Origin of the sequence: Klebsiella sp. GB_Kp056, from assembly GCF_040064755.1 — a bacterium.
GTDB lineage: Bacteria > Pseudomonadota > Gammaproteobacteria > Enterobacterales > Enterobacteriaceae > Klebsiella > Klebsiella quasipneumoniae.
In genome coordinates this window covers 64,460-88,914 of record NZ_JBEAJA010000043.1, presented here as the reverse complement: position 1 = coordinate 88,914, position 24,455 = coordinate 64,460, and the positions used below count along the sequence as shown (strand labels likewise).

The window sequence follows — 24,455 nt, the reverse complement described above, 5'->3', positions numbered from 1 at the left end:
GCATGATAACCATCCATATCACACAGTTGCAGTGACATCCCAGGCCCGCGCAAGCGCCGCGCCGCCGGGCAGCAGATATCCGGTACCGTGCGCGTCCCGGTGCCGGGCAATGGCGTGCACGCTCGCGCAGTCTGCAAACCAAAGCCCGGCCGGCCCCTTAACGTTCTTCGTTAAACACCGCGCCCACCTGGCGCCGCACCTCATCCATCACCTGCAGATTCTGCAGCACCTGACTGAGCGGCCGCAGCGGCGAGTCCCACAGCCCCTGACCGATGCACCAGGCAAAATGCTCCGCCTGCCAGAACAGCTGGTCGTAGCGATTGCGCGGCTCTTCCCAGCGCAGCGCCTGCCCGCCCTGGCTGGCGGCGAGCGTGAACCCGCCGGGGGCGTAAAACTGACCGTCGATCGTCAGGGTCGCCTGGCGTCCGGCCACCACCGCCCCGCCCGGCGTGTTGCTGAACAACGTCGTGTTTAACAGCCCCTGCATCCCGTTCCGCCAGCTGAACAGCATTGACGTCTGGCCGTTAAGCCCCTCCGCCGTCGCGCGGCCGCGGGCAACAATCTCCTGCGGCATGCCGCCCACCATCAGCGCAAACGAGGTCAAATAGCTGCCGAGATCCATCATCGGCCCGCCGGCAAGGTCGGCGTTAAAGATGCGGTGATCGGTAGTGAAATACTCGCCGTGATCGGCCAGCAGGGTATGCAGGTCGCCGAGTACCCCATCCTCCAGCAGCTGGCGGATCACATCATACTTCGGCGCGTAATCGCACCACATCGCCTCCAGCGCCAGCTTCCCCTGGCGGGCGGCTTCGGCCTGCAGTTCACCTCCTTCGCCGAGATTGAGCGCGAAGGGCTTCTCTATCAGCACGTGTTTGCCCGCCTTCAGCGCCTGCATGCCGTCGGGAAAGTGATGGTTGTGCGGCGTAGCAATATAGACCGCATCAATATCCGGACGCGCCAGCATCTCCTCCACCCGGCCGTAAGCCTGGGGGATCCCCCATTCCGCGGCTACCCGGTCGGCCTTCGCCTGGCTGCGGGAGGCAACGGCCACCACCTGCTGCCGGCTCTGGGTTTTCAATGCGTGCACAAAGCGCTCGGCGATCCAGCCCGGACCAATGATGCCCCAGCGCAGGGAGGGAATGCTCTGCGCCGCCGGGCGGCGCGGGGTCGGTAATTGTGAGGGAAACATAGCGGCTCCTTAATCCTTAACCACGTTAACCCAGCGACGGCTGACCATCGAGGCTTCAATCGCCGACAGCACGCGCTGATTCTGTAAACCAAATTCAAAGCTGGGATAGCAGTCGTCGTCCCCACAAATCCCCTGCACCAGGTCATGCACTTCCATCACCTTAACGTCAAAATAGCCCAGCCCGCCGCCGCCAAAATCGAAGCCGAAGAAGCCGGCATAGGCCGGGATCTGGCTCCCGGCATACAGCGTTTTAAAGCCGCGGTCGTGTTTGTCATCCCGGAAGCGATACACCTGCAGTTCGTTAAAGCGCTCCCCGTCCATATACAGCGTGCCTTCGGTGCCGGAGACCTCCCAGAACACGCCGAAGATGCGCCCGGCGGCGATGCGCGAGGCCTCAATCACCCCCGCGGCGCCGCTGTCGAAATTGACCAGGCACTGAACCTGATCGTCATTTTCCACTTCCCGCCACTCGGCATCGGCCGCGACCCGGCTGGCATACCCGGCATCGGTCTGTGGCACCGGACGCTGGCGCAGGCAGGTTTGCGCGCTGGCGGTCACTTCACGGATCCCGCCCATCAAAAACTGGGCGACGGACAGGGTATGGGCGCCGAGGTCGCCAAGCGCCCCGCTGCCGCCGAGGGTTTTCGAGCAGCGCCAGGACCAGGGCAGGTTCGGGTCGTTATAAAACCCCTGATCAAAGGTGCCGCGAAAGCGCACCGGTTCGCCAATATCGCCCCGGGCGATAAGCTGCTTTGCCAGCAGCGCCGCCGGGGTTTTAATGTTGTTAAAGGCCACCATGGTCTTCACCCCCGCGCGCCGGGCCGCCTGCGCCATCTCCTGCGCCTGCTGCTCGTTAACCGCCAGCGGTTTCTCGCAATAGACATGTTTACCCGCCGCGATCGCCGCCATCGCCATCGTGTAGTGCAGATGGTTCGGCGAGGTAATATCCACCACGTCCACCAGCGGATCGTTCACCAGTTCGCGCCAGTCACCGTAAGCTTTCTCCGCCCCCAGCTTCACCGCATGACGTTCAGCCAAAGCCTGATCCTGATCCGCCAGCGCGTAAAGATAGGGGCGCTTCGGCAGATCGGGATAGAACATGGCCGCGCGACGGTAAGCGTCGGCGTGCGCCTGGCCCATAAAACCGGAGCCGATAAGACCAATATTTAACCGCGCGCTCATGATGCGTGCTCCTCTGATGATGACGGGGACGAGAAGTGGTGCGCCAGCCAGGCGAAGGCGCGGCGGGCGGTGGCAAACGGCGGCGCCATCGCCGGGTCCTGCTCGGCTTCGATAATCAGCCAGCCGCGGTAGTCGCTGTCCCGGGCAAAGTCGAGGATCGGCGCATAGTCGATGCAGCCGTCGCCAGGGATGGTAAACAGCCCGGCGCGCACCGCCTCGTTAAAGCTCAGGTTTTCGCGATACAGGCGCCCCAGCACCTGCGGACGGACGTCTTTCAGATGCAGATGGCGGATACGGTGGCCATATTTCTCCAGCACGCGCGGAATATCGACCCCGGTGACGAAGGCGTGTCCGGAATCAAACGCCAGCCCGACGTTGTCATGGGTCTGGGACAGAAACAGCTCCAGTTCGTCGTCGTGCTCCACCAGCATCATCAGATGATGGTGATAGGCCAGCCGGAGGCCGTAGTCCCGCAGCAGCAGGTCGGCAAAGGTATTTAGCTTATGGCAATACGCCGTCAGGCTGACGCGGCTTAACGGCGGCGAGAGCGAGATCGGCTCATCAAGCGGCGTTTCACCGGGCAGTTGCCCGCACTCGCCATAGACCATTACCCTGGCGCCGAGCTGCTGCAGGAGCTGCGCGTGGCCCCGCACCGCCTCCAGCTCCGCTTCCACGCTGCGGTCGGCCAGCAAGCCGCTGTACCAGCCTGACGCCAGGCGCAGGTCAGCCGCCGCCAGCAGAGGCCCCAATGTCTCCGCCTGGCGGGGAAACTTCCGCCCTAACTCAATTCCCTGAAACCCCGCCTCCCGCGCCTCGCGCAGACACGTGTCGAGAGGGATATCGCCGCCTAAATCCTCCAGCACATCGTTGGTCCAGCACAGGGGGCTAATGCCCCACTGCAGATGCTCTGTCGCCATGTTTATCTCCTTTTCAGCCAGTCGTCTGGTGTGCCGTCACTATAAGCAGGCGACGACCAGCGATGAAAACGGAGAAATGATGGAAATCCATCATTGCCGCGGGCGAAATATCCGCTGGCGCGAGTAGCCCTGAAAAATAAATGGAAATAATGCTTGCCGCAGGCTTATTTTGCGGATAAAAATTACTGGCTTAATAACCCGCTTCAGAGGTTATCCCTTTCATTCGAAATATGATGATAGCAATATGAAAAAATCTCAACACCGCAGCGGCGCGGGCTTTAGCCCTGCGCCCAGGCCTGGCCTGCTGTTATTTGCGTAAGTGACAAATAGTCCCTTTTAAAACATCAATTACTTAACATTCTCTCTGCAATAATATGACATGCAGCGGGAAGGTACGGTGATAAATAAGCTCAGGGCAATGATTTTTTTACAAATAAATAACCCTTCTCCTTTCTGCTCGTTATTTATCAGGAATGGCTGCGGTTATATTTATTCGGACGCCCCTGGAGAATGCACCAATGTATATCAACCTTTATGACAATGCGCGCCGCTATCGCGATGAGAAACAATAAGATGAATAAGACCTGGCTTTTCACCACCCTCACCCTGGCGCTGGTCGCCGCCGCGCCGGCCCACGCCATTAGCGCGAAATACCGGGAACAGCTTGAACGCTCCGGTTGCACGCAGATGACCGACGGAACCACCTGCGATATTCATAAAACCAAAGCCGAGAATGCCGCCGCCGCGCATCAGGCCAGCAGCGGCTTCGGCCCCTGGGTGGGCACCTGGTATGTTTATACCGACTATGGCAATAAAATTGATGAGATTACCGTCACCGCTAAAACGGTGAAAACCCATGGTCATCTGGTCGAGGATGCGAAAGCCAGCCAGGGTAAATTGACGTTCCGGGTGAAAAGCTCAGCCTTTACGCTGAACGACGCCTTTAACGGCGTATGGGCAAACGGCAGCCAGCGCGGCACGTTGCAAAAAGTCCTGTAATAACATTGCCCTGCCGACAGGACGGGGATAATGCAGGAAGAACCTCCCGGCGCAGGCCGGGAGGGAGTGCAACGGTTTACTTCTGCGGACGCATCGCCGGGAAGAGGATCACGTCGCGGATGGTGTGGCTGTTGGTAAACAGCATCACCATCCGGTCGATACCGATGCCCAGACCGGCGGTCGGCGGCAAACCGTACTCCAGCGCGGTGACGTAGTCTTCGTCATAGAACATCGCTTCGTCATCGCCCGCCGCTTTGGCGTTAACCTGATCCTGGAAACGCTGCGCCTGGTCTTCGGCGTCGTTCAGCTCGCTGAAACCGTTACCGATTTCGCGGCCGCCGATGAAGAACTCGAAGCGGTCGGTGATTTCCGGGTTGACGTCGTTACGGCGCGCCAGCGGGGAGACTTCCGCCGGGTATTCGGTGATGAAGGTCGGCTGGATGAGGTGCGCTTCCGCCACTTCGTCGAAGATTTCGGTGACGATGCGCCCCAGACCCCAGCTTTTCTCTACCTGAATACCGAGAGATTCCGCCAGCGCTTTCGCCGCGTCGAAGTTATCCAGATCCGCCATGTTGGTTTCCGGACGATGTTTTTTGATCGCCTCGCGCATGGTCAGTTTTTCAAACGGCTTGCCGAAGTCAAACACCTGGTCGCCATACGGCACCTCGGTTTTGCCCAGCACCGTCTGCGCCAGGGTGCGGAACAGCGACTCGGTCAGCTCGATCAGGTCTTTGTAGTCCGCGTACGCCATGTACAGTTCCATCATGGTGAACTCTGGGTTATGACGCACCGAGATCCCTTCGTTGCGGAAGTTACGGTTGATTTCAAACACGCGTTCGAAGCCGCCGACCACCAGACGTTTCAGATACAGTTCCGGCGCGATGCGCAGGTACATATCGAGATCCAGCGCGTTGTGATGCGTGATAAACGGACGGGCGGAAGCGCCGCCGGGGATCACCTGCATCATCGGGGTTTCCACTTCCATAAAGCCGCGGGCTACCATGAACTGACGCATGGTCGCGAGGATCTGCGAGCGGATGCGGAACGTATGGCGCGACTCTTCGTTAGCGATCAGATCCAGATAGCGCTGGCGATAGCGGACTTCCTGATCCTGCAGGCCGTGGAATTTATCCGGCAGCGGGCGCAGGGCTTTGGTCAGCAGGCGCAGCTCGGTGCAGTGGATGGAGAGTTCGCCGGTTTGCGTTTTGAACAGCTTGCCGCGGGCGGCGATGATGTCGCCAAGGTCCCATTTCTTAAACTGTTCGTTGTAGACGCCTTCCGGCAGGTCATCGCGGGCCACGTACAACTGGATACGGCCGCCGACGTCCTGCAGGGTGACGAAGGAGGCTTTACCCATCACGCGGCGAGTCATCATCCGGCCGGCCACCGCAACTTCAACGTTCAGGGAAGCGAGTTCATCGTTATCCTTCGCATCGAATTCAGCGTGCAATTGGTCAGAGGTATGATCGCGACGGAAATCGTTGGGGAAAGCTACGCCCTGCTCACGCAGCGCAGCCAGTTTTTCGCGACGAGTTTTCAGTTCATTATTAAGGTCAATGGCCTCATCGGCACCTTGTGCTTGTTGTTCAGACATATGGGTTCCTCATAACCTTGCTTTCAAACTAGCTTCGATAAATTGAACCAGGTCACCCTTCCGCGCGGCCTGTCTCCGGCTTCACACCGAAGAACAAGAGTAACGAATCTGGCTTCTCTTCAAGCTGATCTCACTCAGCTATGCCTTCACTAACGGTATTTTTTATCGTTGGCTTCCGCGCCTGCCAGAATATCCTCCTCCTGTTCAGTAAACGGTGCAAGGAGCGGCTTGTCGCTCCACTGTTGGGGTTACCGATCCCCGGCTCGCGGCGTAAACGCCTTAGCCGGGCTACCAGGCAGCACGATTTTGTAGCCCGGTAAGCCGGACCTGTCGCCAGACGGGGCTAGGCGCCGCCGCCGGGAAGCTCGCCAGCCGCCGCGCGGCGTTTGCCGACGCTACAGGCTGCGGCAAAGGCGATAACCACCATCACCGCCACGCAGCCGAGGGTCCATTCCCCCATCTGCGAGAAGAAATGCTGATAGGCGGCAATCGCCGTATCGCTGATTTGCGATTCGGTGGTCTGCTGGGCGACCACGCCGGCCAGCCAGTTGGCCACCGCGCCGGTGGCCAGCATATAAATACCGGTCAATACCCCGGTGACGCCGGGCATGTTCAGGCGGGTGATTTGCGCCATCGCGACCGGGTCGATAAACAGTTCGGCAAAGCCCATCATCGCCAGTCCGGCGACCATCATGCCCATCGAGGCCTGACCCTCAGCGGCGCCGTGGCGGGCGTTGAGCGCCAGCAGCATAAAGCCGCCGCCCATCAGCAGCAGGCCAAAAGCGAATTTCAACCAGACGCGCAGCACCGAACGCGCGCTGCCTTCCGGACGCATCAGCCACGCCAGCGCCACGCCGGCCGCCATCACCGCCACCGCGTTAACCGACTGGAACAGCGCCGTCGGCACGTCCCAGTTCAGCAGGCGGCGGTTAACAAAGTGATCGATAAACAGGCTAATCGAGCTTCCCCCCTGCTGCGCCAGCACCCAGAACAGCGTCCCGGCAAGCATCAGCAGGACGATCTGCCACAGCGCGCGACGATGCTCCGGGGCTTTGATCATGATCCGCGCCACCATCTGGGCGGCGAACAGGCAGACGACCGCCAGCAGATAGCCGGACCAGTTGTTTTGCAGCAGCAGCGTGAAGAACACCGGCGCCAGGCAGAGCATCACCAGCAGCCAGCCCCAGGTCGGCAGCACGAATTTCACCGCCCGCAGCGCCGGTTTATCGACGCCGCGGGTATGCCGGAAGTGGCGGCTGCCGCTTAAGAAAATCATCAGGCCGATGAACATCCCGATCCCCGCCAGGGCGAAGCCGATATGCCAGCCGTACCACTGAGCCGCCAGCCCGCAGGCGATGGGCGCGGCGATGGAGCCGACGTTGCCGGCGGCGTACAGCAGCGAGAAGCCGCCGTCGCGACGCGGATCGTCGTGGGCGTAAAGTTCGCCAAGCAGGCAGCTGATATTGGATTTGAACAGGCCGTAGCCACAGATAATGATCGCCAGCGCGACGTACAGGCTCCATGCGGAGGTCGACTCAACGCCCAGCACCACGTGGCCGAGGGTCATCAATAGCGCCCCGGCAATCACCGCCGTGCGGTTGCCGAGCAGGCGGTCGGCAAGCCAGCCGCCAAGAATAGGGGTAACGTAAACCAGAGAGGCGTAAGCGCTGAACAGGCTGATGGCGTGGCTGTCGTCGAAGCCAAGCTGGTGGGTGAGGTAGAGGATGAGTAAGGCGCGCATGCCGTAAAAGCTGAAGTACTCCCAGATCTGGATCGCAACGATGTAGTAAATCGCGCGCGGCTGTGAGGGTGTTTTCATGTGTTCTCCTTGCAGCGTGAAAAAGGGAAGTGGCAAGCCACTTCCCTGATGTGCGTCTATTACTTGTTATTCTCTTCTTTCAGCACTTTAACGGTGTAACGACCATCCGCCTGACGATAGGCGCCGTGGATATCGGTTTCGAAGCCCGGATAGTGGGCGCCGATTTCGCACAGCATCTGCAGGAACTCCAGCACCGGACGGCTCTCTTCGGTGATCATTTCACCCGGCATCACCAGCGGCACTCCCGGAGGATACGGCAGGATCATGTTGGCGTTGACGCGGCCGACCATCTCTTCGAGGTACACTTCTTCCGTCTGACCGTGCAGCTCTTTCTGGAACGCGGCATACGGGGTCATCACCATGGATGGCAGCACTTCAAACGCGCGGAACATCAGGTCCGGCAGGTTGTGATGCTCAACCAGTTTGTGAATGTTCTGCGCCAGGTCCTGAATACGCATGTTTTCATAGAATTCAGGATCTTCACGGTACAGCGACGGCAGCATGTTTTTCACCCGCAGGTTCAGGTCGAACGCGCGTTTGAAGTCGGTCAGCGCACGCAGCAGGCTCAGCGCTTTGGTTTTGTCGATACCGATGCTGAACAGGAACAGCAGGTTGTACGGACCGGTTTTCTCCACCACGATGCCGTGTTCGTCGAGATACTTCGCCACGATGCTGGCCGGAATACCGAACTCATCCATGGTGCCGTCTTTCTTCATCCCCGGGGTCAGCAGAGTGACTTTGATCGGGTCGAGATACATGTGCTCGTTGTCGATGTTTTTGAAACCGTGCCATGCGCTGTCGGAGCGCAGCGGCCAGCATTCAGGACCGTCGATATGTTCCGGCTGCCATACGTCGAAGAACCAGCCGTCAGACTCGCCTTTCAGACGTTTGATCTCTTTACGGAACTTGATGGAACGTTCGATAGAGCCGTCGATCAGGCGCTTACCGGCGTTGCCTTTCATCATCGCCGCCGCGGTTTCGGTGGACGCCACGATCCCGTAGTGCGGGGAGGTGGTGGTGTGCATCATGTAGGCTTCGTTAAAGGTCTCTTCGTTAACATCGCCTTTCACGTGGATCATCGATGCCTGAGAGAACGCCGCCAGCAGTTTGTGCGTGGACTGGGTTTCGTAAATCACTTTCCCTTCGACGCGGCCGCCGCTCATCCCGCATTTGCCTTCATAGATCGGCGAGAAGTTGGTGTAAGGCACCCATGCGGAGTCAAAGTGGATGGATTTCACATCCAGGGTTTTCTTGATGAAGTCAGTGTTGTACAGCAGACCATCGTAAGTCGAGTTGGTGATAACGGCGTGTACCGGCCAGGTCGCGTTCGGCGTCTCTTTCACACGCTTGGCGATAGTCGCGTGCTGGAATTCGCTCTGCGGGATACCGCCGAGGATGCCGTAGGCGTTACGGGTCGGACGGAAGTAGATCGGCGTAATGTCGCTCATCATCATCAGATGGGTCAGCGATTTGTGGCAGTTACGGTCAATCAGCACGGTGCTGCCGGCCGGCGCGGAGTACATACCGACGATTTTGTTGGCGGTCGAGGTGCCGTTGGTCACCATGTAGCTGCGTTCGGCGTTAAATACGCGAGCGATATACTCTTCCGCTTCTTTGTGCGGGCCGCTGTGGTCCAGCAGGGAACCGAGTTCAGAAACCGAAATCGAGATATCGGATTTCATGGTGTTGGAGCCAAAGAAATCGTAGAAGATGCTGCCTACCGGGCTTTTCTGGAAGGCGGTACCGCCCATGTGGCCCGGGGTACAGAAGGTGTATTTGCCTTCACGCACATATTTGAACAGCGCTTTGGTCAGCGGCGGCAGAATGGTGTCGATGTATTCGTCAGTGTTCTGTTTGATTTTGTTCGCGATATCTTCCGCAGCGCCCAGCGCATATTCGAAGAAGCGAACCTGCATGCGCAGATCGTTCAGGCTAACGTCCAGCGTGGAGTAGGTGTTAGCGAACGCATACAGCGGCATGTACTCGTTCATTTTGCTGATTTCTTCGCACAGCTCGAGATTGTATTTATCCCAGTCGAAGATCACGCCGCACAGACGAGAGTTGTTTTCGATCAGTTTTAATAAGTCGTCACGGTCGTTCGGGTAGACAATGCGGAAGTCCAGGCGTTCGAGAGCACGATGCAGTTCACGGATGGGTTCTTCTTTGAAGTAAACCCCCATGTGATTCATGATTGCAATAACGTTCATAGTCAAATCTCCAGATGTAGAAAGCCCCTCCCGTCGCGCTATGACAGGTGATGGAAGGAGCCTCAGGAAAAAGGGTTACTGATTAGTGCGCGTTAGCGGGGCTGTTGCTATCCGATGCGTTGCTCTGGCGCTGGTGCATTTTGCGACCGTAGAACATCAGGATAATCAGGCTAACGATAAAGGTGCCGGCCAGTTCGAAGGAGCTTGCGCCCATCAGCGCGATGAAGCAGAACACGCAACCCAGTACCGAACAAATCAGGCTGACGAAGTTACGGATGTTGATGCCTTCGAAACGAATCAGGTCAACACAGGAGTAGAAGTAAGGCAGCATGGTCAGCAGTACCGCGATACCGGTCAGTTCGCCGAACAGGTCAGAGGCTTTACCACCGGCGGAGTTCATCAGGGTAATCAGCACCATCAGCGCGGTCATTTTCACCGCGGCCAGCAGCAGGCCTTTTTTCGGGATACCGTTGCTATCGACTTCGCCATACACTTTCGGGAAGTTGCCATCGTTGGCGGCACGCACACCCGCCTGGCCAACCAGCATCATCCACGAGCCCAGAGAAGTCAGGCAGGCGAAGGCGGTGAAAGCGGATACCATCGGCGCAGCCCAGCCGCCAAGGATGGTGGAGGCGCTAATCGCGAACGGCGCACCGGACGCTGCCATCTGAGAAGCAGGATACATACCGGCGATAACCTGAGTCGCGGCGATGTAGACGATACCGGCCATCGCGGTACCCAGCATGGTGGCCAGCGGCACGGTACGTTTCGGGTTTTTCACCATCCCGGTACTCACGGCGGCGGATTCTACGCCAACGAAGGCCCACAGGCAGAGCAGGATACTTTTGATGACCGCGTGGCTATCGGTGGTGCTGGAGGTGTTCCAGTTCGCCTGATAGGTAGCGACATCAAACCAGTGCCAGCCGACGACCGCGGTCATGACTACCGGAATAAGCACCAGCACCAGACCAATGGTGGTCAGACGGCTGACCCAGGTCCCGCCGAGCATATTAACGAAAGTAAAGATCCACACGATGGCAATACAGGCAATCCCTGCTGGCACCGGGTTATTTAAAATAGGGAAGAACGTAGACAGATAAGAAACTGCGGTAATCCCGATAGCCAGGTTACCAATCCAGTTTGCGTGATAATAAAGTACACCGGTCTGGAAACCGAATGCCGGAGATATTTCCCCTGCGTAAGCAATGGGACCACCCTGCTGCGGGTTTTTAGTGGCCAGTCGGGCATAAACATAAGCCAGAGACATCGCACCAATAATTGAAATTACCCAGCCCCAAATGGCAATACCACCGATGCTGGCCAGGTTCGCAGGTAATAATGCAATACCGCTCCCCATCATATTACCGGCGACGACACCGGTACAGGCAAATAGCCCGATCTTCTTGGCAGAACTCATGGTTGTTTTTCTCCTAAGTTTATTTGGGAGGTACAGATCATGATACAGAACCATTAATTGACCCGACCAACTGCCAACAAGATTACTGATTTGTACGAGATAAGTCCTAAAGATAAAGTGAAATAACAACAAACATCAGACAAATGATATTTTGACCTTTTTCGCTTAACATATAAACATGACAACAGGGTGTCAGAAAAAGATAAACATTGTTGTTTTACATGAACTTAGATGAGATGTGATGTGTTACTGAACTGTTATTCAAAGCCTCCTGAATGCTAAATATAAATAACAACAGGAGGCTTCATGAGAAACATAAATTTAACCTCATCATGCCAAAAACCTTTCGCATGATGAGGGTTTACTTATTCTGAAGAGAGGAAATTATCGAGATACGGAACAACCCGGTTGACCGACGTCTGGAAAACTCCGTTTTCAATCCAGTACAATGTGTCTCCACCGGGTCGTAAATTAAACGCCGTAATGTAAGAATCCGCTGCCAGCCGGTTCTCGCCTTTCATCTCATAGACTTTGCCTAACAGCACATAATTCAGCCACGACATCTCTAAATCGATCGCGTGGTTAATCGCTGTGTTCGCTTCGTCAACTTTTCCCTTCCCCAACAAATCCACTGCGTTTATTTGATAATAAATCGCCATATCTTTTATACCCGGCATCTCCCCTACCCGCTCAACTTCGCTGTAAAGGGCTGCCAGCTGTTTATCATCCAGCGGCTGTTGCGAATGGCGTAATACATCCACCAGCGTTTTTTCGGCATACGCGTAAATAAAATCAGGCGCCCGCTTAATCACATCATCCAGCAGGCTGCTGGCCTTGCTTAATGAGTCAACATCGCCCTTCATTAACAGCTGATGCGACTGGTAGAAATAGGTTAACGCCACGCTTTGCGAGGGCTGATATTGCCTGAGCATCGCCTGCATTCGCGCCGGCCACGGCTGCGCCAGCGCGTCCGACAGGCTGTTCATCAGATCGTTCTGGATGGTGAGCTGGTTGTCATTGGTCACAAAGTAGCGCTTATCGAGCATCGTCGAGCTGTCGGCGTTATCCACCAGCTGGACCGACATAAAGCATTGCTGCGCCCGGTAGTGGCGCTGATTGACGAATTCAATGGTCAGCGTTTTACCGGAACTGCTCGGCTCATTGATGTTGTAGTCTGTTTTGTCATGCACCATAAAGGTCGAGAAGGTGTTCAGCGAGGTGGTGATCAGGCTGGCCAGGCCGACCGCGTAGGAGTGCTGCGAAGACCAGTTGGTGCAGGAGTTACCATTGACCAGGTGGATATCGATATCGCGCGGGTTGAGTAGCAGGCGCGCCTTGTTGACCGGCGGCCGCGATTCCATGCTCGACAGCGCCACCAGCGCCACGCAGGTGCCCAGCGCCAGCAGAAACAGCCCCCACACCAGGGCGGTGGTGAGCCGTTTACGCACTGACGGCGCGCTGGCACCTGTCGGCGCGGGAGCTGGCGCGGCGGGATCGGCGGTGGAGATGGGCGCGTCCGGCGGCGCACCGGCAGCCGGCGGCGCGGGAGCGGCGACCGATGGCGAAGGCGTCAGCGCCTCCATCTGCGGGGCGAGTTCCTCCCCCTCTTCGGTGCACCAGATCACCGGCACCGTGAGCTTATACCCCCGTTTGGGTACCGTCGCGATGTACTCAAGGCTAACGTCGTCGCCGTCTTTGAGCGACTTGCGCAGTTCGGAAATACTCTGCGTGACGACGTGGCTGGTCACAACGTTCCGGGTCCAGACGTTTTCGATAAGCTCGTCCCGGCTAAGCACTTCCCCCGGATGGCGAGCAAAAAAGACCAGAAGGTCGATTAAACGCGGTTCAAGGGTAAGCTGGCGCCCCTTCCTGCTGATTTGGTTTACAGAGGGGGTTACCAGCCATTCACCGACGCGAACAACAGGTTGTAGCATACAAGAAAGCCCCAGACAAAAAGGGAAAGGCGCGATGATAACACATTTGTCCTACCTATTTTTGCCAGGGGTCACTCCCTCAGGCATTAGGCTGGAATTCGCCTTTTAGCGACAATAAAAAGCAATATTTCATTAACATCGTGATCATCAAAACTATATATAGCGATAAAAATGCGTTTTCGCTGTCGCTTAGCCGGTGGAACGCGGGCGGCGGAAAAAAAATAAGCCCGGAGGCGTAACGCGCTCCAGGCTCAGTCAGTGGCGTGCCGTTACGGCAGCGGCACAATCGATTATTTATACACTTCCGCTGTGGCTTCAAAGTTAGGGCCATGCTCACGCGCAGCAGTAATCACGTAGTACTTTCCGCCTTTCTCATCGGCCAGCTTAGAGAGCTGATCGTGCAGATCGGAGGGCGAAGAGAACTCACCGCCGGACGGCCCCACCGAGATCGGTCCGACCTTGGTCAGTTTGAAGTGTTTCACTTCTTCTTTGGTGATCAACTGCGCGGCGGAGGCGCCAAATGCAACGGCTGAAAGGGCTAACGCGACTATCACTTTTTTCATCCTAAAATCTCCTTGGAATAGGCCTTCAGTCAGGCCCTTTCAGTATAGACGGCGATTTACTAAGCGTGCTACCGATGCGCTGATTTTTCGGCCGCAGCGTTTAGTAACGCGGCGGTACCCCTTCCGGGCGGGTCTTAAAACGCCGGTGCAGCCACATATATTGCTCGGGAGCCATCAGGATGCACTGTTCGATAATCTGGTTCATCCACGCCGCCGTCACCTCGGCGCTTGCCAGCGGCGGCGTGCGCTCCGGCGTCAGGGAGATCAATTCATATCCCCTTCCGTTGGGCTTGCGTCGGGGAACAAACGGCACAATCGTCGCCCCGGACATTTTCGCCAGCATCCAGGTGCCGGTGGTGGTCGCCGCCTGCTCGACGGCAAACAGCGGCGCAAAAACGCTGCTGGCCGGGCCGTAATCATGATCCGGCGCGTACCAGAGGATCTCCCCCTCTTTCAGCGCCCTGACCATCCCTTTCAGATTTTTTCGATCCAGCATGGTCTTGTTCGAGCGCAAGCGTCCCCAGGTCTGCAGCCAGTCAATCAGCGGGTTATCATTGGGCCGGTAGACGCCGATGCCCGGGGTAAACATGCCATACATCCGCGCCCCCATCTCGAGGGTGAGAAAATGAATGCCGATCAGTAAGATGCCCTGCTTTTGTTCGAGGAGGTCGACCACCTCGTTCACGCCGCTGGTCTCGGTCCAGCGCGCCACCCGGTGCGTCGGCCAGAACCAGGCCATGCCGGTCTCCATCAGCCCCATGCCCAACGATTCAAAGTTTTTCACCAGCAGCGCCTCACGCTCGGCGACGCTCATCGCGGGAAAACAGAGTTCCAGATTACGTCTGGCAATCCGCGCGCGACTTTTCATCACCCGCATTGCCAGCCGCCCGAGCGCCGTGCCCAGTCGGTAGATCACCGGATACGGTAATTGCACCAGCAGCCATAACAAGCCAATTCCCAGCCATAATAGCCAGTAACGCGGGTGCAATAGCGCGCGGGAAAATTTGGGTAAATTTGACATAGTAATCCTGTTAATTCACTCAATAATAGCTGAGCAAAAATCGCGAAATAAAGTAGCGGATCCTGCAGGTTATATTTTTCCAATTCGTGCGGTAATACTCAGTCACAAAGCGCGTTATTATAAGCCGATTCCATGATAATTTCAGCCCTTGCGCTGGGATTACTCTCGTATTAGACACTTAGCGTAAAATTTCCTGATTTGTGCATAAATAAATAAACCTAACCTCTACGACGCGGCCGATTGCCGATAAAATCGCCAGTGTCTTATCCTCAGCCTCTCGCCCAAAGCCTTTTTTACTCACGCTTTATTATGGCGATAGACAACGCAAACAGGCCGTTTCGCCCGGTCTAACATGGCCAGCATGCGGTTATTTGTGACTCGGGCAAAGGTTAAGCATCACCAATGCGGATCCTTTTCCCAGATATGCTACGTTTACAGCGCTCATTCGACGCAAGTGCCTTTGCCGACGTCGTCGCTTTCAGAAGCCATAGTGAGAAGGAACTATGACAATGAATTATCAATTAGTGAAGCAAGTCAGAGAAAATAACACATTAAGAAAAAGCTTCATTGACCTTGCCGTTAAGACTTTCGACCTGTCTTTTGAAGAGTGGTATCAACAAGGTTACTGGACTGACGCCTATATCCCCTACGCCTTTGTCGAACGAAATAAAATTATCGCTAACGCCTCGGCCAACATCATCGATCTGCGCTGGCAGGGCGAACCCCGGCGTTATATTCAGATTGGCACCGTGATGACCGAACCGGACCACCGTAATAAGGGATTAGCCGGTCAGCTTATCCATCACATCCTGCAGGACTGGCAGCAGGAGGCAGACGCCTTCTTTTTATTTGCCAATCCCACCACGGTGGATTTTTACCCCAAATTTGGTTTCACCCGCAGCGAAGAGCATCAATATATTATGCCGGTCTCTCCGCGCGCCGGTGATTTTCGCAAGCTGGATATGGACCGCGCGGACGATGTCGCCCTGCTCCGCCATTACTATGAAAAATCCAACCCGTTCTCACCGCTGCGGGTGGAGCACAACTTTGGCCTGCTGATGTTTTACTGCTCCGCCTTTATGAAGCATTTCGTTTACTATTCGGCAAAAAATGAGGCGGTGGTTATCGCCATGCAAAACGGCCCGGTGCTGATCTGCTTTGACCTGTTCTGCGACACGGGCAAAAGCCTGTCGACGCTGGTCAACGAGCTGGCCGATGACCATGTTTACCAGGCCATCCTCGGTTTTACCCCCAATGAAGACCGGCTCGGCGAGTACGAGAAGATTGAGGGGGAAGATATCCTCTTTGTCTATGACCACAAGGAAAACCTGTTTAAAGACAGGAAGTTGATGTTTCCTTTACTGGCGCATGCCTGACGGCGCCGCGCCGTCAGGCCGATCAGTTATAGGTCACCACGAAGGTCGCGCTGGCGTTCGCCTCGCCCGCTGTCAACGCGAGCCGGTCGGCGGCTCGCCGCGCCGTGAGACGTAATCCCGATAGTCCTCGCCAACATAAATCTGCCGTGGCCGGTAGATGGTCAGCGGCGCCTGGTGCATCTCGTTCCAGTGCGCCACCCAGCCGACCGTCCGTCCGACGGCAGTGACCACCGCAAACATCGACGAAGGCAGATTCATCGCCTTGAGGATCACCGCGGTATAAAAATCCACGCTCGGCGACAGGCCATTTTCCACAAAGTAGGGGTCGGTCAGCGCCACGTCCTCAAGGGCCATCGCCACCTGCAGCAGACGATCGGACATTCCTACCTCCGCCAGTACCCGATGGCTGGTTTCACGCAGGATATCGGCGCGCGGGTCGCGGTGACGGTAGCGTGAGTTGCCAAAACCGAGGCGGCGAAATGCCTGCGGGTCGCGTTTTGCCTGACGCAGAAACGCCGGAACCTGATCGACGCTTTCAATCTCTTCCAGCATCCGCATGCTCGACTCATTGGCGCCGCCGTGCATCGGTCCCCACAGCGACGCTAGCCCGGCGGCGACGCAGGCGAATAAGTTCGCTCCGGAGGAGCCCGCCGCGCGCACCGTGGTGGTGGAGGCGCACTGCCCGTGATCGGCATGCAGGACCAGGATCTGGTTCATCGCCTGTTCGATGACCGGATTGAGGACGTACTTCTCGGCCGGGATAGCAAACAGCATCTGCAGGAAATTGCCGGCATAGGAGAGATCGTTGCGCGGAAACGCGGCGGGTTGTTCAATGGTGTATTTGTAGCTCATGGCGGCGATAGTGGGCATTTTCGACAGCAGCCGCGTGGCGGCCAGCGCCCGGTGCTCCGGATTTTCCACATCCAGGACATCATGATAGAACGCCGCCAGCGCCCCCACCAGGGCGCACATCAGCGCCATCGGGTGCGAATCGCGACGAAAGCCGCTGCACATGCGGGCTATCTGCTCATGCACCAGGGTATGGCGGGTGATGGTTTCGCGAAACGTTTGATAGCTGGCCTCATCCGGCGCGTCGCCCCGCAGCATAATGTACGCCACCTCGAGAAAATCACACTGGCGGGCCAGCTGGTCCACCGGATAGCCGCGGTGCAGCAGCACGCTGTTTTCCGTATCGATCCACGAGATCGCCGACTGGCATCCGGCGGTGTTAGCGAAGCCGGGGTCGTAGCTGCAGAATCCGGACTGATTCAGCTCGCGTATGTCGACCCCCACATGGCCCCGGCTTCCCGGCACCTGCGGCAGGGTGATGGGCGTCGGTTGCCCGGCAATAGAAAGCGTTAACGGTGTGGTGCTCATCCTGTCAGTTCCCCCAGCAGCTTATCAGCGACCTGAAGTCATTCTTCAGGCGGAAAGACCAACATAACCAATGTGATGCAGCTTATTCATTGATGTCATCACTATAACGCTGACAAAGAGGATATTTTGCTGGCCTTCCCGGGGAAACAGGCCGTCTTTCCCCACCCCACCGCTGGATAGCGGCACAAATCGCCAAGGATAAAGGCGATCAGCGCTGTCAAAATTTACGCTGAGTAAAGAAAGGATGAAGAGGAGCTACCATGAATTTTGTGCTGTCGATGACCCTCATCTGCATCGCTATCGCCTGGCTGATGATGAGCCTGCTGCCGGTGTAGACGCAGCGCTAACCGCCACGCCAGTGGCCTGGATAACGCCTCATTCAATAGATTTCCGCTGTGGTCTTCGCCTCTGAAGTTTCAGCAGAGTCATACAAGAAGTACTGGTCGCATATCAGGCTGTTGCGGTTTCCCGGCGAGGGGTAGGCTAAAGGCCCACTGTTAAGGAGGTGATATGTCTGGACTGATCAACCCACATGCGGCCCCGGAAGAAGCAGCCTATGCGCTGATAATTGAGCTCGTTCGCGCCCAGCGCGTGCCGCAATATGAAGGCGATATTTCCGGCCTGCTGGCGATGTACGACGAAGCCGTTAACCATTTTAAAGAGAAAGAGACCGAGCGTTAGGCGTGGGCGTCGTTGTGCGGGGAAAGGGTGACGCCTGCGGGAGACGCGCAGGCGTTGGCTGGATAACGGCTTGGGTTATCAGCTGCCGCGGTAGGTAGAGTATCCGTACTGACTGAGCAGCAGCGGGATATGCAGTTTTTGATTTTGCTTTGTGACATTGAAAATAACCGGAACCACCGGGAAGAACGTATTCATGTTTTGGCTTTTAAAATAGTCACCAGTTTTAAACGTCACTTTATACACCCCCGGCTCCATATTTTCCGCCTGCGGATAGAGCGATTTAATCCGCCCATCGGCATCCGTTTTGCCGGTGGCGATATGCTGCCAGCTCTCCCCTTGCTGCTTATCCAGCTCAATCTGCACCCCCGGCGAAGGGAGCCCGGTTTGCTGATTAAGAATGTGTACGCTGAGCGTGCCCTCTGGCGCCGCCAGCGCGCTGAAGCTGAGCAGGGAAATTACGGAGGCGATAACTAATTTCATAATCGTGACCTTTTGGGCAAGTGAAAGTGCCCTAACTATAGTCAGCGCGGCGGGGAAAAAAATTAAACTTTTTGTTATCAGATTGCGGTCATTAGGCAGGGAAAGGCGCAACTTGATATGCCCTGAAACAGGCTATAAACGGCCTTCTGCACAGGGAAAGTCGGCTAATGGGTGTGGTTTGTGAAGCCACTTTTTATCATGACGAGTAGGCATTTTCCGGACTGCGGGTTACGAACTTCTGGGACCTGCCGCTGATATTGATGCTGTTAGACGCTCGTTGTCAGAAGAGGAGTTGATTGTATATAGACTTTGGATAAATGTTTGACCAAGATGTACTCATAGCTTGTCACTGATGCGCTCAGTTTTACAAGGAATAACCCGATGCCATTACCCGATCGTCTGCAACCAGCCAAAGTAAACCGTCAGAAACTGAAACAGCTAGCGGACATGGCAGAAGAGATACTGGCGCAAATTGATAACGGGGTCAGGGAAGAAGATGCCGGGTTGAAAATGTTGATAAGTGACTGGAATAGCGAGGTTATTACCCCATATTCATTCTCAGATTTCCGGGACTTCTCTTCATGGACCAGTGCAAAAGACTTCACCCGGATGGCGTTTAATCAAGAAAAATACGTTGCAGATTTATCGTGGGATGAACTGATTCAGATCATCCAGTTCGTTTATCAGGCTGAAGGTAAGGAATCTGAACAAAGCTACGCGCTGGGACTGCTGGAAAAAAACTTTGATGCCAATCCATCCGACCTTATCTACTGGCCAGATGAATGGTTTCAGGATATAGACATGCTTCATGTCGATTTGACGCCTGAAGAAATCGCCGGATACCTGATGGCAAAATCTGGCCGGCGGCTAAGCGATGCGCCGCAAATCGACCTGAAGTACCCGATTCCTTCCACCGCTTAAGGAATATCAACGCACAGTTTGTAGACTTTGAGAGAAGGAAGTAACGGCAACGTTTGCATAATTAAGGAGATTGAGTGGACTTTGGCAGACGTTAAAAGAAGTGATGAGTATGGCCCCTATAGGATTCGATATAAAAATGCAATTTGTTGATTTTATATAACTAAATTTGTTTGTAAAATCCCCCCCAAATGTACCCCAATAATTTTTTTCTATAGATGAGCATTGGGTGTTTTTTTGTTCAATTTTGTCCCCATAGCACAACCTCACTTGTCGGAAATATCCACCGACACAAAACGCCGCAAAATTTATGTGCGGAAAAATTTCTCTATATACATGCAAAATGTGTTGGTTCGGTTGGTTCAGTTGCCTCAAAACGTAAAGGCCATTGTTTTGTTTATACATTTTTTAAAAAAATGAACCAACACCCTCATGTTTTGAACCAACATTTAGCTGGTTGAACCAACACTCACTGGTCATAAGCAGTAAAATCACGCCGTCCAGTACCCAACCTTCAGTTCATGATTCTGGTAGTTCAGTCGATATAGGTTGTATAGCCAGCCAGATACATTCCGCTTATTTCTTAGATGCAGATCACGGTACCGCCTCAAAAGTGAGTGTTTTATGAGCAGTTAGAATATCAACTTGCCTTACCTATTACGATCAAAAATAAAACAATCATGGAGTGCAAAGAATGGACAGTACGCAGAAAAGAAATATCAAAAAGGTTATGCAAGCTCTTCATATAACATCCAACGAGGATTTCGAGCTTGTAATGGACTATCTGGCATCAGAACTGCAACCAGAGCCAACAGAAAGCAGAGCTGAGAAGGAGGAAACGTTAAGATACACTGATTCTCGTAAGCCGCCTTCTGAGCGTGAAAAACATTTGTACAACATCAATGCGCTAGCTATTCACTATGAATTTATTTACAGCGTCTGGCGCCGGCAGCTCTATCCGTCCCTTAAAGCCATAGATTCGCCGCTAGCAAGCAAACTGTATGATCGGTTCACCGACGGTAGCGTCTTCCTTATGAATATAAAAAAAATGGCAGAGAAACAACTCCTTCCAGGTGAAGAAGCGCGAATAGACTGACCTGATGGTAAGACTCGCTCTGCAAGTTTCGTCCACTCTACGTACACACTTCAATGCGGCCAGTGATGTGAGCGCTGTTGATAGAGGCACCTTGATACCGTTAATTTATCCGATGACCGGTATCAATCGGTGTATATACGGCCACTATATCTGTATAAACTGATAACAATGAATCAGCGGCCCTTTATGAGCAAATCCAATCTGGTAACATTTTGCGTTCCGACTGAATTACAGGACACTTTTAATCAGGCTGTAGCGGAATCGGGCATCAAAAACGGTTGACATCCAGGAATAATCCGCTGCATTCCTGATTAACCATTTGCTAAAAATCCCCCCTCCTAACAGATACGGTCGAATTAATTAATGATAAAGCTTTTGGCAGGAAAGAGTTGTTGCTGGTGGTTCCGTTATCGATGAGTACTATCGACCGCCTTGAGCACAAAAATCAGTTCCCAAAACGTTTCTATATTACCGACGGACGCTGCGCCTGGGATGGAGATGAAGTTGAAAAGTGGCTTGACGAAAGAAAGGCCGCAAGTACCGATAAACTTGGTGGAAAAAGCCTCTTGTTGAACAGCGAAATTATCGCCCGGTAAGTACGGCAACGTGATGTAACTGGCGCAGGAAAGCGCCTATCAACTCGAAAAGCGATAAATTGCTCGTCAACAATCCCTTAGTATGTTATGGGGATACTGTTGACAGTTAATTTCAAATTATTCTGGCGATTATAAACTTCCATATATTTTTGAACGGTTAACTGGTATATCTAAGTCATATTTTTTACATACTGATTTTACCAATTCAAAAAACCAGTTAGGTGCATAAGGCGATACTTTTATCTCCTGTATTAAATTTGTGATATCTAGTTTTATCTTTGTACCAAAATCAGCTCTCATTTCTTTAAACTTACAAAAAGAGTTATAACCAATAATTCTGACTTCTTGTTCATATGTATAAAAGTTCGATTTGTGCATGAAAGGAGCTAACTTGTGCTCAATTTTAAACGAATCAGTATCGTGCGATATGTATTCGACTTTAGCGATAATCATCTTATATCCGTCAGGCGGGATAAAACTTGATTTTATTTTTTCAAGATTGGTAACCATGCATACCGAACTTTCCGATTCACCATAAATTTTCCACATCGCCATGCTCTCATGCATGTTTGCATGCCAGCAGCTCACATCAATCCATTCTTTATATTGCTTGTTAATATCATCATAGCTAAATTCGTTATTAGGAAAGTCTCCAAAGACAGTACTATTAATTCTTTTTTCTATTACTTCAAATAATTGCTCTGTTTTCTTTTCATGTTCAACCCTTTCTTCTGGAGATAATTTCCTAACACTCGGAAATATATGATTCATTGCAACATCTAACATCATTGCACTACCATCATTCAAAAACCTGAATTCTAAACTTAAACCACCTTCATTCTTATCTTCAAAACCAGATGCTTTCGAAAGGAATATTTTATTTGTTTCAATCAGGTCCATGAATTTTGCAAAACTCATATATTTTTGAAGTGCGGTAACATCACTAAAATCGCCTACTATTTCCATAGTTCCCCCATTGAGATATAATAATAAACTAGCTCTGAATATCTTGTATAAAACTCCTCGCAATGGGCCTTTTGTTGGTACCCTTCGCCTTGCGGTTATATTCTTCGACAACTCTATTTGCTTTGTCTATCGCTTCCTGTTGGGACTCTTAGATCCTTTCATATCAGAGTTGAAGTCCTTGAGATACTTTTTTGCCTTCTCAGTATAATCAGTAACTTGGTGGCGACAGTTTCCACAAGCATACTGATCATTTGAATAAGGTAGAATCGGCTCAATCTCATTGAACCAAGGATATGATATCTACCGGGGCGGTGTCAGTCCACTCATCATGCAAACGTGCCGGCATTGAAGACTTTCGATTTCACGACCTCCGACACACCTGGGCGAGCTGGCTGATTCAGTCCAATGTCCCGCTTTCTGTGCTTCAGGAAATGGGTGGTTGGGAAAGCATCGAAATGGTCCGTCGATATGCTCACCTGGCACCTAACCATTTAACTGAGCACGCACGTCAAATTGACTCGATTTTTGCAGAAGATGTCCCAAATATGTCCCACAAGGAAAATTCAGTGGCTGGAGGAATTTGATAAGTGCTTGATTATTAATGGCACGCCCTACAGGATTCGAACCTGTGACCTACGGCTTAGAAGGCCGTTGCTCTATCCAGCTGAGCTAAGGGCGCCCTGAGAAGCGAGTGCTTCGCGGAGTGAAACGCCTGGAATTATACGGTCCACGTCGGTTGAGTCAATCCATTTTGCCAGGAAACTGCGGGGCTTATACGACGCTGGCGAAATATCCTCCGCCAACTGTACAAGAAGCATACCACCGGGGCTCTTACGCCAGTAAATCGACTGAGTGGCCAGGCGCAATACACCAATAACCATGCAATGAAAAGGGTCAAAAACTGGCTAAATTTGCCCCAGACAGGATAAAACAGCAAACGAGGACTGACAGCGAGGCCGGCTTCTGACAAAATATCCTCATCCCCCTTTCGTAAAGATACAGATGGAATCCTCTCTCTGATGGCAGCAAAAATTATTGACGGTAAAACGATTGCGCAGCAGGTACGCTCTGAGGTTGCGGAAAAAGTGAAGGCTCGCGTTGCGGCCGGAAAACGCGCCCCTGGGCTGGCCGTCGTGCTGGTCGGCAGCAACCCGGCCTCGCAGATTTATGTCGGCAGCAAGCGCAAAGCATGTGAAGAAGTGGGCTTCGTCTCCCGCTCTTACGATCTCCCGGAAACCACCAGCGAAGCCGAGCTGCTGGAGCTTATCGACACCCTGAATGCCGATAAGACCATCGACGGTATTCTGGTTCAGCTGCCCCTGCCGGCAGGGATCGATAACGTCAAAGTTCTCGAGCGCATCGCGCCGGATAAAGACGTCGACGGCTTCCATCCTTACAACGTTGGCCGCCTGTGCCAGCGGGCGCCGCGCCTGCGTCCGTGCACCCCGCGCGGTATCGTGACGCTGCTGGAGCGCTACAATATCGACACCTACGGCCTGAATGCGGTGGTCATTGGCGCGTCCAATATCGTCGGCCGCCCGATGAGCATGGAGCTGCTGCTGGCCGGCTGCACCACCACCGTCACCCACCGCTTTACCAAAAACCTGCGCCATCATGTCGAAAACGCCGACCTGCTGATCGTCGCGGTGGGTAAACCGGGCTTTATTCCTGGCGAATGGATCAAAGAAGGGGCGATTGTGGTCGATGTCGGCATTAACCGTCTGGAAAGCGGCAAAGTGGTCGGCGACGTGGTGTATGAAGATGCCGCTGAACGCGCATCCTACATCACCCCGGTGCCCGGCGGCGTTGGCCCGATGACCGTCGCCACCCTGATTCAGAACACGCTGCAGGCGTGCGAAGAGTACCACGACGTTGAGGAGGCCTGAGATGGCGACATTTTCCTTAGGAAAACACCCGCACGTTGAGCTGTGCGATCTGCTGAAGCTGGAAGGCTGGAGCGAAAGCGGCGCCCAGGCGAAGATCGCCATCGCCGACGGGCTGGTAAAAGTCGACGGCGCGGTGGAAACCCGCAAACGCTGCAAAATCGTCGCCGGTCAGACGGTGAGCTTTGAAGGCCAGAGCGTAACCGTCACGGCCTGACCGCGAAAAGGAAAACGCCCGCT

General features: G+C 54.2%; 21 protein-coding genes, 1 tRNA gene and 2 pseudogenes. 9 read left to right on the top strand and 15 right to left on the bottom strand.

Going from position 1 to position 24,455, the window contains the following annotated elements; translation table 11 throughout:
* Positions 1–157: 157 nt before the first annotated feature.
* The 3 genes from ABLV52_RS10415 to iolE are packed head-to-tail and all read right to left on the bottom strand — an operon-like array spanning position 158 to position 3,288.
* Positions 158–1,189, bottom strand: coding sequence for a Gfo/Idh/MocA family oxidoreductase (locus tag ABLV52_RS10415; protein WP_348890340.1), 1,032 nt, complete (start codon positions 1,187–1,189; stop codon positions 158–160).
* 9 nt (positions 1,190–1,198) lie between these two features.
* Positions 1,199–2,371, bottom strand: coding sequence for a Gfo/Idh/MocA family oxidoreductase (locus tag ABLV52_RS10410; protein ID WP_023288684.1), 1,173 nt, complete (start codon positions 2,369–2,371; stop codon positions 1,199–1,201).
* Positions 2,368–3,288, bottom strand: coding sequence for a myo-inosose-2 dehydratase (gene iolE, locus ABLV52_RS10405; RefSeq protein WP_348890339.1), 921 nt, complete (start codon positions 3,286–3,288; stop codon positions 2,368–2,370). The genes ABLV52_RS10410 and iolE overlap by 4 nt, the downstream gene beginning before the upstream one ends.
* A 573-nt stretch (positions 3,289–3,861) precedes the next feature.
* On the opposite strand from iolE, the gene ABLV52_RS10400 reads away from it, so the two are divergent.
* A complete protein-coding gene (locus ABLV52_RS10400; RefSeq protein WP_243805500.1) occupies positions 3,862–4,287 on the top strand; it encodes a hypothetical protein in 426 nt (141 codons plus the stop codon).
* A 76-nt stretch (positions 4,288–4,363) separates the two neighbouring features.
* Here ABLV52_RS10400 and lysS read toward each other — a convergent pair whose 3' ends face one another.
* The 7 genes from lysS to ABLV52_RS10365 all read right to left on the bottom strand — a co-directional run bounded on the left by lysS (position 4,364) and on the right by ABLV52_RS10365 (position 14,842).
* Complete coding sequence (gene lysS, locus ABLV52_RS10395; protein ID WP_004202393.1) at positions 4,364–5,881, bottom strand: lysine--tRNA ligase; 1,518 nt, start codon at positions 5,879–5,881, stop codon at positions 4,364–4,366.
* Positions 5,882–6,224: 343 nt separating this feature from the next.
* Complete coding sequence (gene dtpD / locus ABLV52_RS10390; RefSeq protein WP_044521382.1) at positions 6,225–7,700, bottom strand: dipeptide permease DtpD; 1,476 nt, start codon at positions 7,698–7,700, stop codon at positions 6,225–6,227.
* Between the two features lie 59 nt (positions 7,701–7,759).
* Positions 7,760–9,907 carry a lysine decarboxylase CadA gene (gene cadA / locus ABLV52_RS10385; RefSeq protein ID WP_023288680.1) on the bottom strand — a complete coding sequence of 716 codons (2,148 nt, stop codon included), beginning with the start codon at positions 9,905–9,907 and terminating at the stop codon, positions 7,760–7,762.
* A gap of 82 nt (positions 9,908–9,989) precedes the next feature.
* Complete coding sequence (gene cadB, locus ABLV52_RS10380; RefSeq protein ID WP_023288679.1) at positions 9,990–11,324, bottom strand: cadaverine/lysine antiporter; 1,335 nt, start codon at positions 11,322–11,324, stop codon at positions 9,990–9,992.
* 365 nt (positions 11,325–11,689) lie between these two features.
* The gene (cadC, locus tag ABLV52_RS10375; RefSeq protein ID WP_044521381.1) at positions 11,690–13,258 is read right to left on the bottom strand and encodes a lysine decarboxylation/transport transcriptional activator CadC; all 1,569 of its coding nucleotides are present in this window, start codon (positions 13,256–13,258) and stop codon (positions 11,690–11,692) included.
* Between the two features lie 290 nt (positions 13,259–13,548).
* Entirely contained in the window at positions 13,549–13,821 is a 273-nt protein-coding gene (locus tag ABLV52_RS10370; protein WP_002892402.1) for a DUF1471 domain-containing protein, read from the bottom strand.
* Between the two features lie 100 nt (positions 13,822–13,921).
* Positions 13,922–14,842, bottom strand: a complete 921-nt coding sequence (locus tag ABLV52_RS10365) for a Kdo(2)-lipid IV(A) acyltransferase (protein ID WP_023288677.1) — start codon at positions 14,840–14,842, stop codon at positions 13,922–13,924.
* A 509-nt stretch (positions 14,843–15,351) separates the two neighbouring features.
* Here ABLV52_RS10365 and ABLV52_RS10360 point away from each other — a divergent pair.
* A complete protein-coding gene (locus ABLV52_RS10360) occupies positions 15,352–16,218 on the top strand; it encodes a GNAT family N-acetyltransferase (protein WP_023288676.1) in 867 nt (288 codons plus the stop codon).
* 72 nt (positions 16,219–16,290) lie between these two features.
* On the opposite strand, the gene ABLV52_RS10355 is transcribed toward ABLV52_RS10360, so the two are convergent.
* Both ABLV52_RS10355 and ABLV52_RS10350 read right to left on the bottom strand, forming a co-directional pair.
* Positions 16,291–17,595 (bottom strand): citrate synthase, encoded by a 1,305-nt coding sequence (locus tag ABLV52_RS10355; protein ID WP_348890338.1) that lies wholly within the window; start codon positions 17,593–17,595, stop codon positions 16,291–16,293.
* Between the two features lie 45 nt (positions 17,596–17,640).
* The gene (locus ABLV52_RS10350; RefSeq protein ID WP_032428644.1) at positions 17,641–17,781 is read right to left on the bottom strand and encodes a hypothetical protein; all 141 of its coding nucleotides are present in this window, start codon (positions 17,779–17,781) and stop codon (positions 17,641–17,643) included.
* A gap of 324 nt (positions 17,782–18,105) precedes the next feature.
* On the opposite strand from ABLV52_RS10350, the gene ABLV52_RS10345 reads away from it, so the two are divergent.
* Positions 18,106–18,276, top strand: a complete 171-nt coding sequence (locus ABLV52_RS10345) for an ATP-NAD kinase (protein ID WP_348874385.1) — start codon at positions 18,106–18,108, stop codon at positions 18,274–18,276.
* 78 nt (positions 18,277–18,354) lie between these two features.
* Here the strand turns inward: ABLV52_RS10345 and uraH are convergent, their stop codons facing one another.
* Positions 18,355–18,756, bottom strand: a complete 402-nt coding sequence (gene uraH / locus ABLV52_RS10340) for a hydroxyisourate hydrolase (RefSeq protein WP_008805473.1) — start codon at positions 18,754–18,756, stop codon at positions 18,355–18,357.
* A gap of 381 nt (positions 18,757–19,137) precedes the next feature.
* Here uraH and ABLV52_RS10335 point away from each other — a divergent pair, with 381 nt between their 5' ends.
* The 3 genes and pseudogenes from ABLV52_RS10335 to ABLV52_RS10325 all read left to right on the top strand — a co-directional run bounded on the left by ABLV52_RS10335 (position 19,138) and on the right by ABLV52_RS10325 (position 21,380).
* Positions 19,138–19,677 carry a hypothetical protein gene (locus ABLV52_RS10335; RefSeq protein WP_044521366.1) on the top strand — a complete coding sequence of 180 codons (540 nt, stop codon included), beginning with the start codon at positions 19,138–19,140 and terminating at the stop codon, positions 19,675–19,677.
* A 691-nt stretch (positions 19,678–20,368) separates the two neighbouring features.
* Positions 20,369–20,770, top strand: a complete 402-nt coding sequence (locus ABLV52_RS10330; protein ID WP_052542026.1) for a hypothetical protein — start codon at positions 20,369–20,371, stop codon at positions 20,768–20,770.
* A 413-nt stretch (positions 20,771–21,183) separates the two neighbouring features.
* A pseudogene (locus ABLV52_RS10325) lies at positions 21,184–21,380 on the top strand (AlpA family phage regulatory protein).
* A gap of 115 nt (positions 21,381–21,495) precedes the next feature.
* Here the strand turns inward: ABLV52_RS10325 and ABLV52_RS10320 are convergent.
* Positions 21,496–22,332, bottom strand: coding sequence for a DUF2971 domain-containing protein (locus tag ABLV52_RS10320; RefSeq protein WP_348890337.1), 837 nt, complete (start codon positions 22,330–22,332; stop codon positions 21,496–21,498).
* A gap of 323 nt (positions 22,333–22,655) precedes the next feature.
* Here ABLV52_RS10320 and ABLV52_RS10315 point away from each other — a divergent pair.
* Positions 22,656–22,916: pseudogene (locus ABLV52_RS10315) on the top strand (tyrosine-type recombinase/integrase); the annotation flags it as partial.
* Between the two features lie 18 nt (positions 22,917–22,934).
* Here ABLV52_RS10315 and ABLV52_RS10310 read toward each other — a convergent pair.
* Positions 22,935–23,011: transfer RNA gene (locus ABLV52_RS10310), tRNA-Arg, on the bottom strand.
* Positions 23,012–23,351: 340 nt separating this feature from the next.
* Between ABLV52_RS10310 and folD the strand changes: the two genes are divergently transcribed.
* A complete protein-coding gene (gene folD, locus ABLV52_RS10305) occupies positions 23,352–24,218 on the top strand; it encodes a bifunctional methylenetetrahydrofolate dehydrogenase/methenyltetrahydrofolate cyclohydrolase FolD (protein ID WP_004143017.1) in 867 nt (288 codons plus the stop codon).
* 1 nt (position 24,219) lies between these two features.
* Positions 24,220–24,432, top strand: a complete 213-nt coding sequence (gene ybcJ, locus ABLV52_RS10300) for a ribosome-associated protein YbcJ (protein WP_004143016.1) — start codon at positions 24,220–24,222, stop codon at positions 24,430–24,432.
* Positions 24,433–24,455 lie beyond the last annotated feature (23 nt).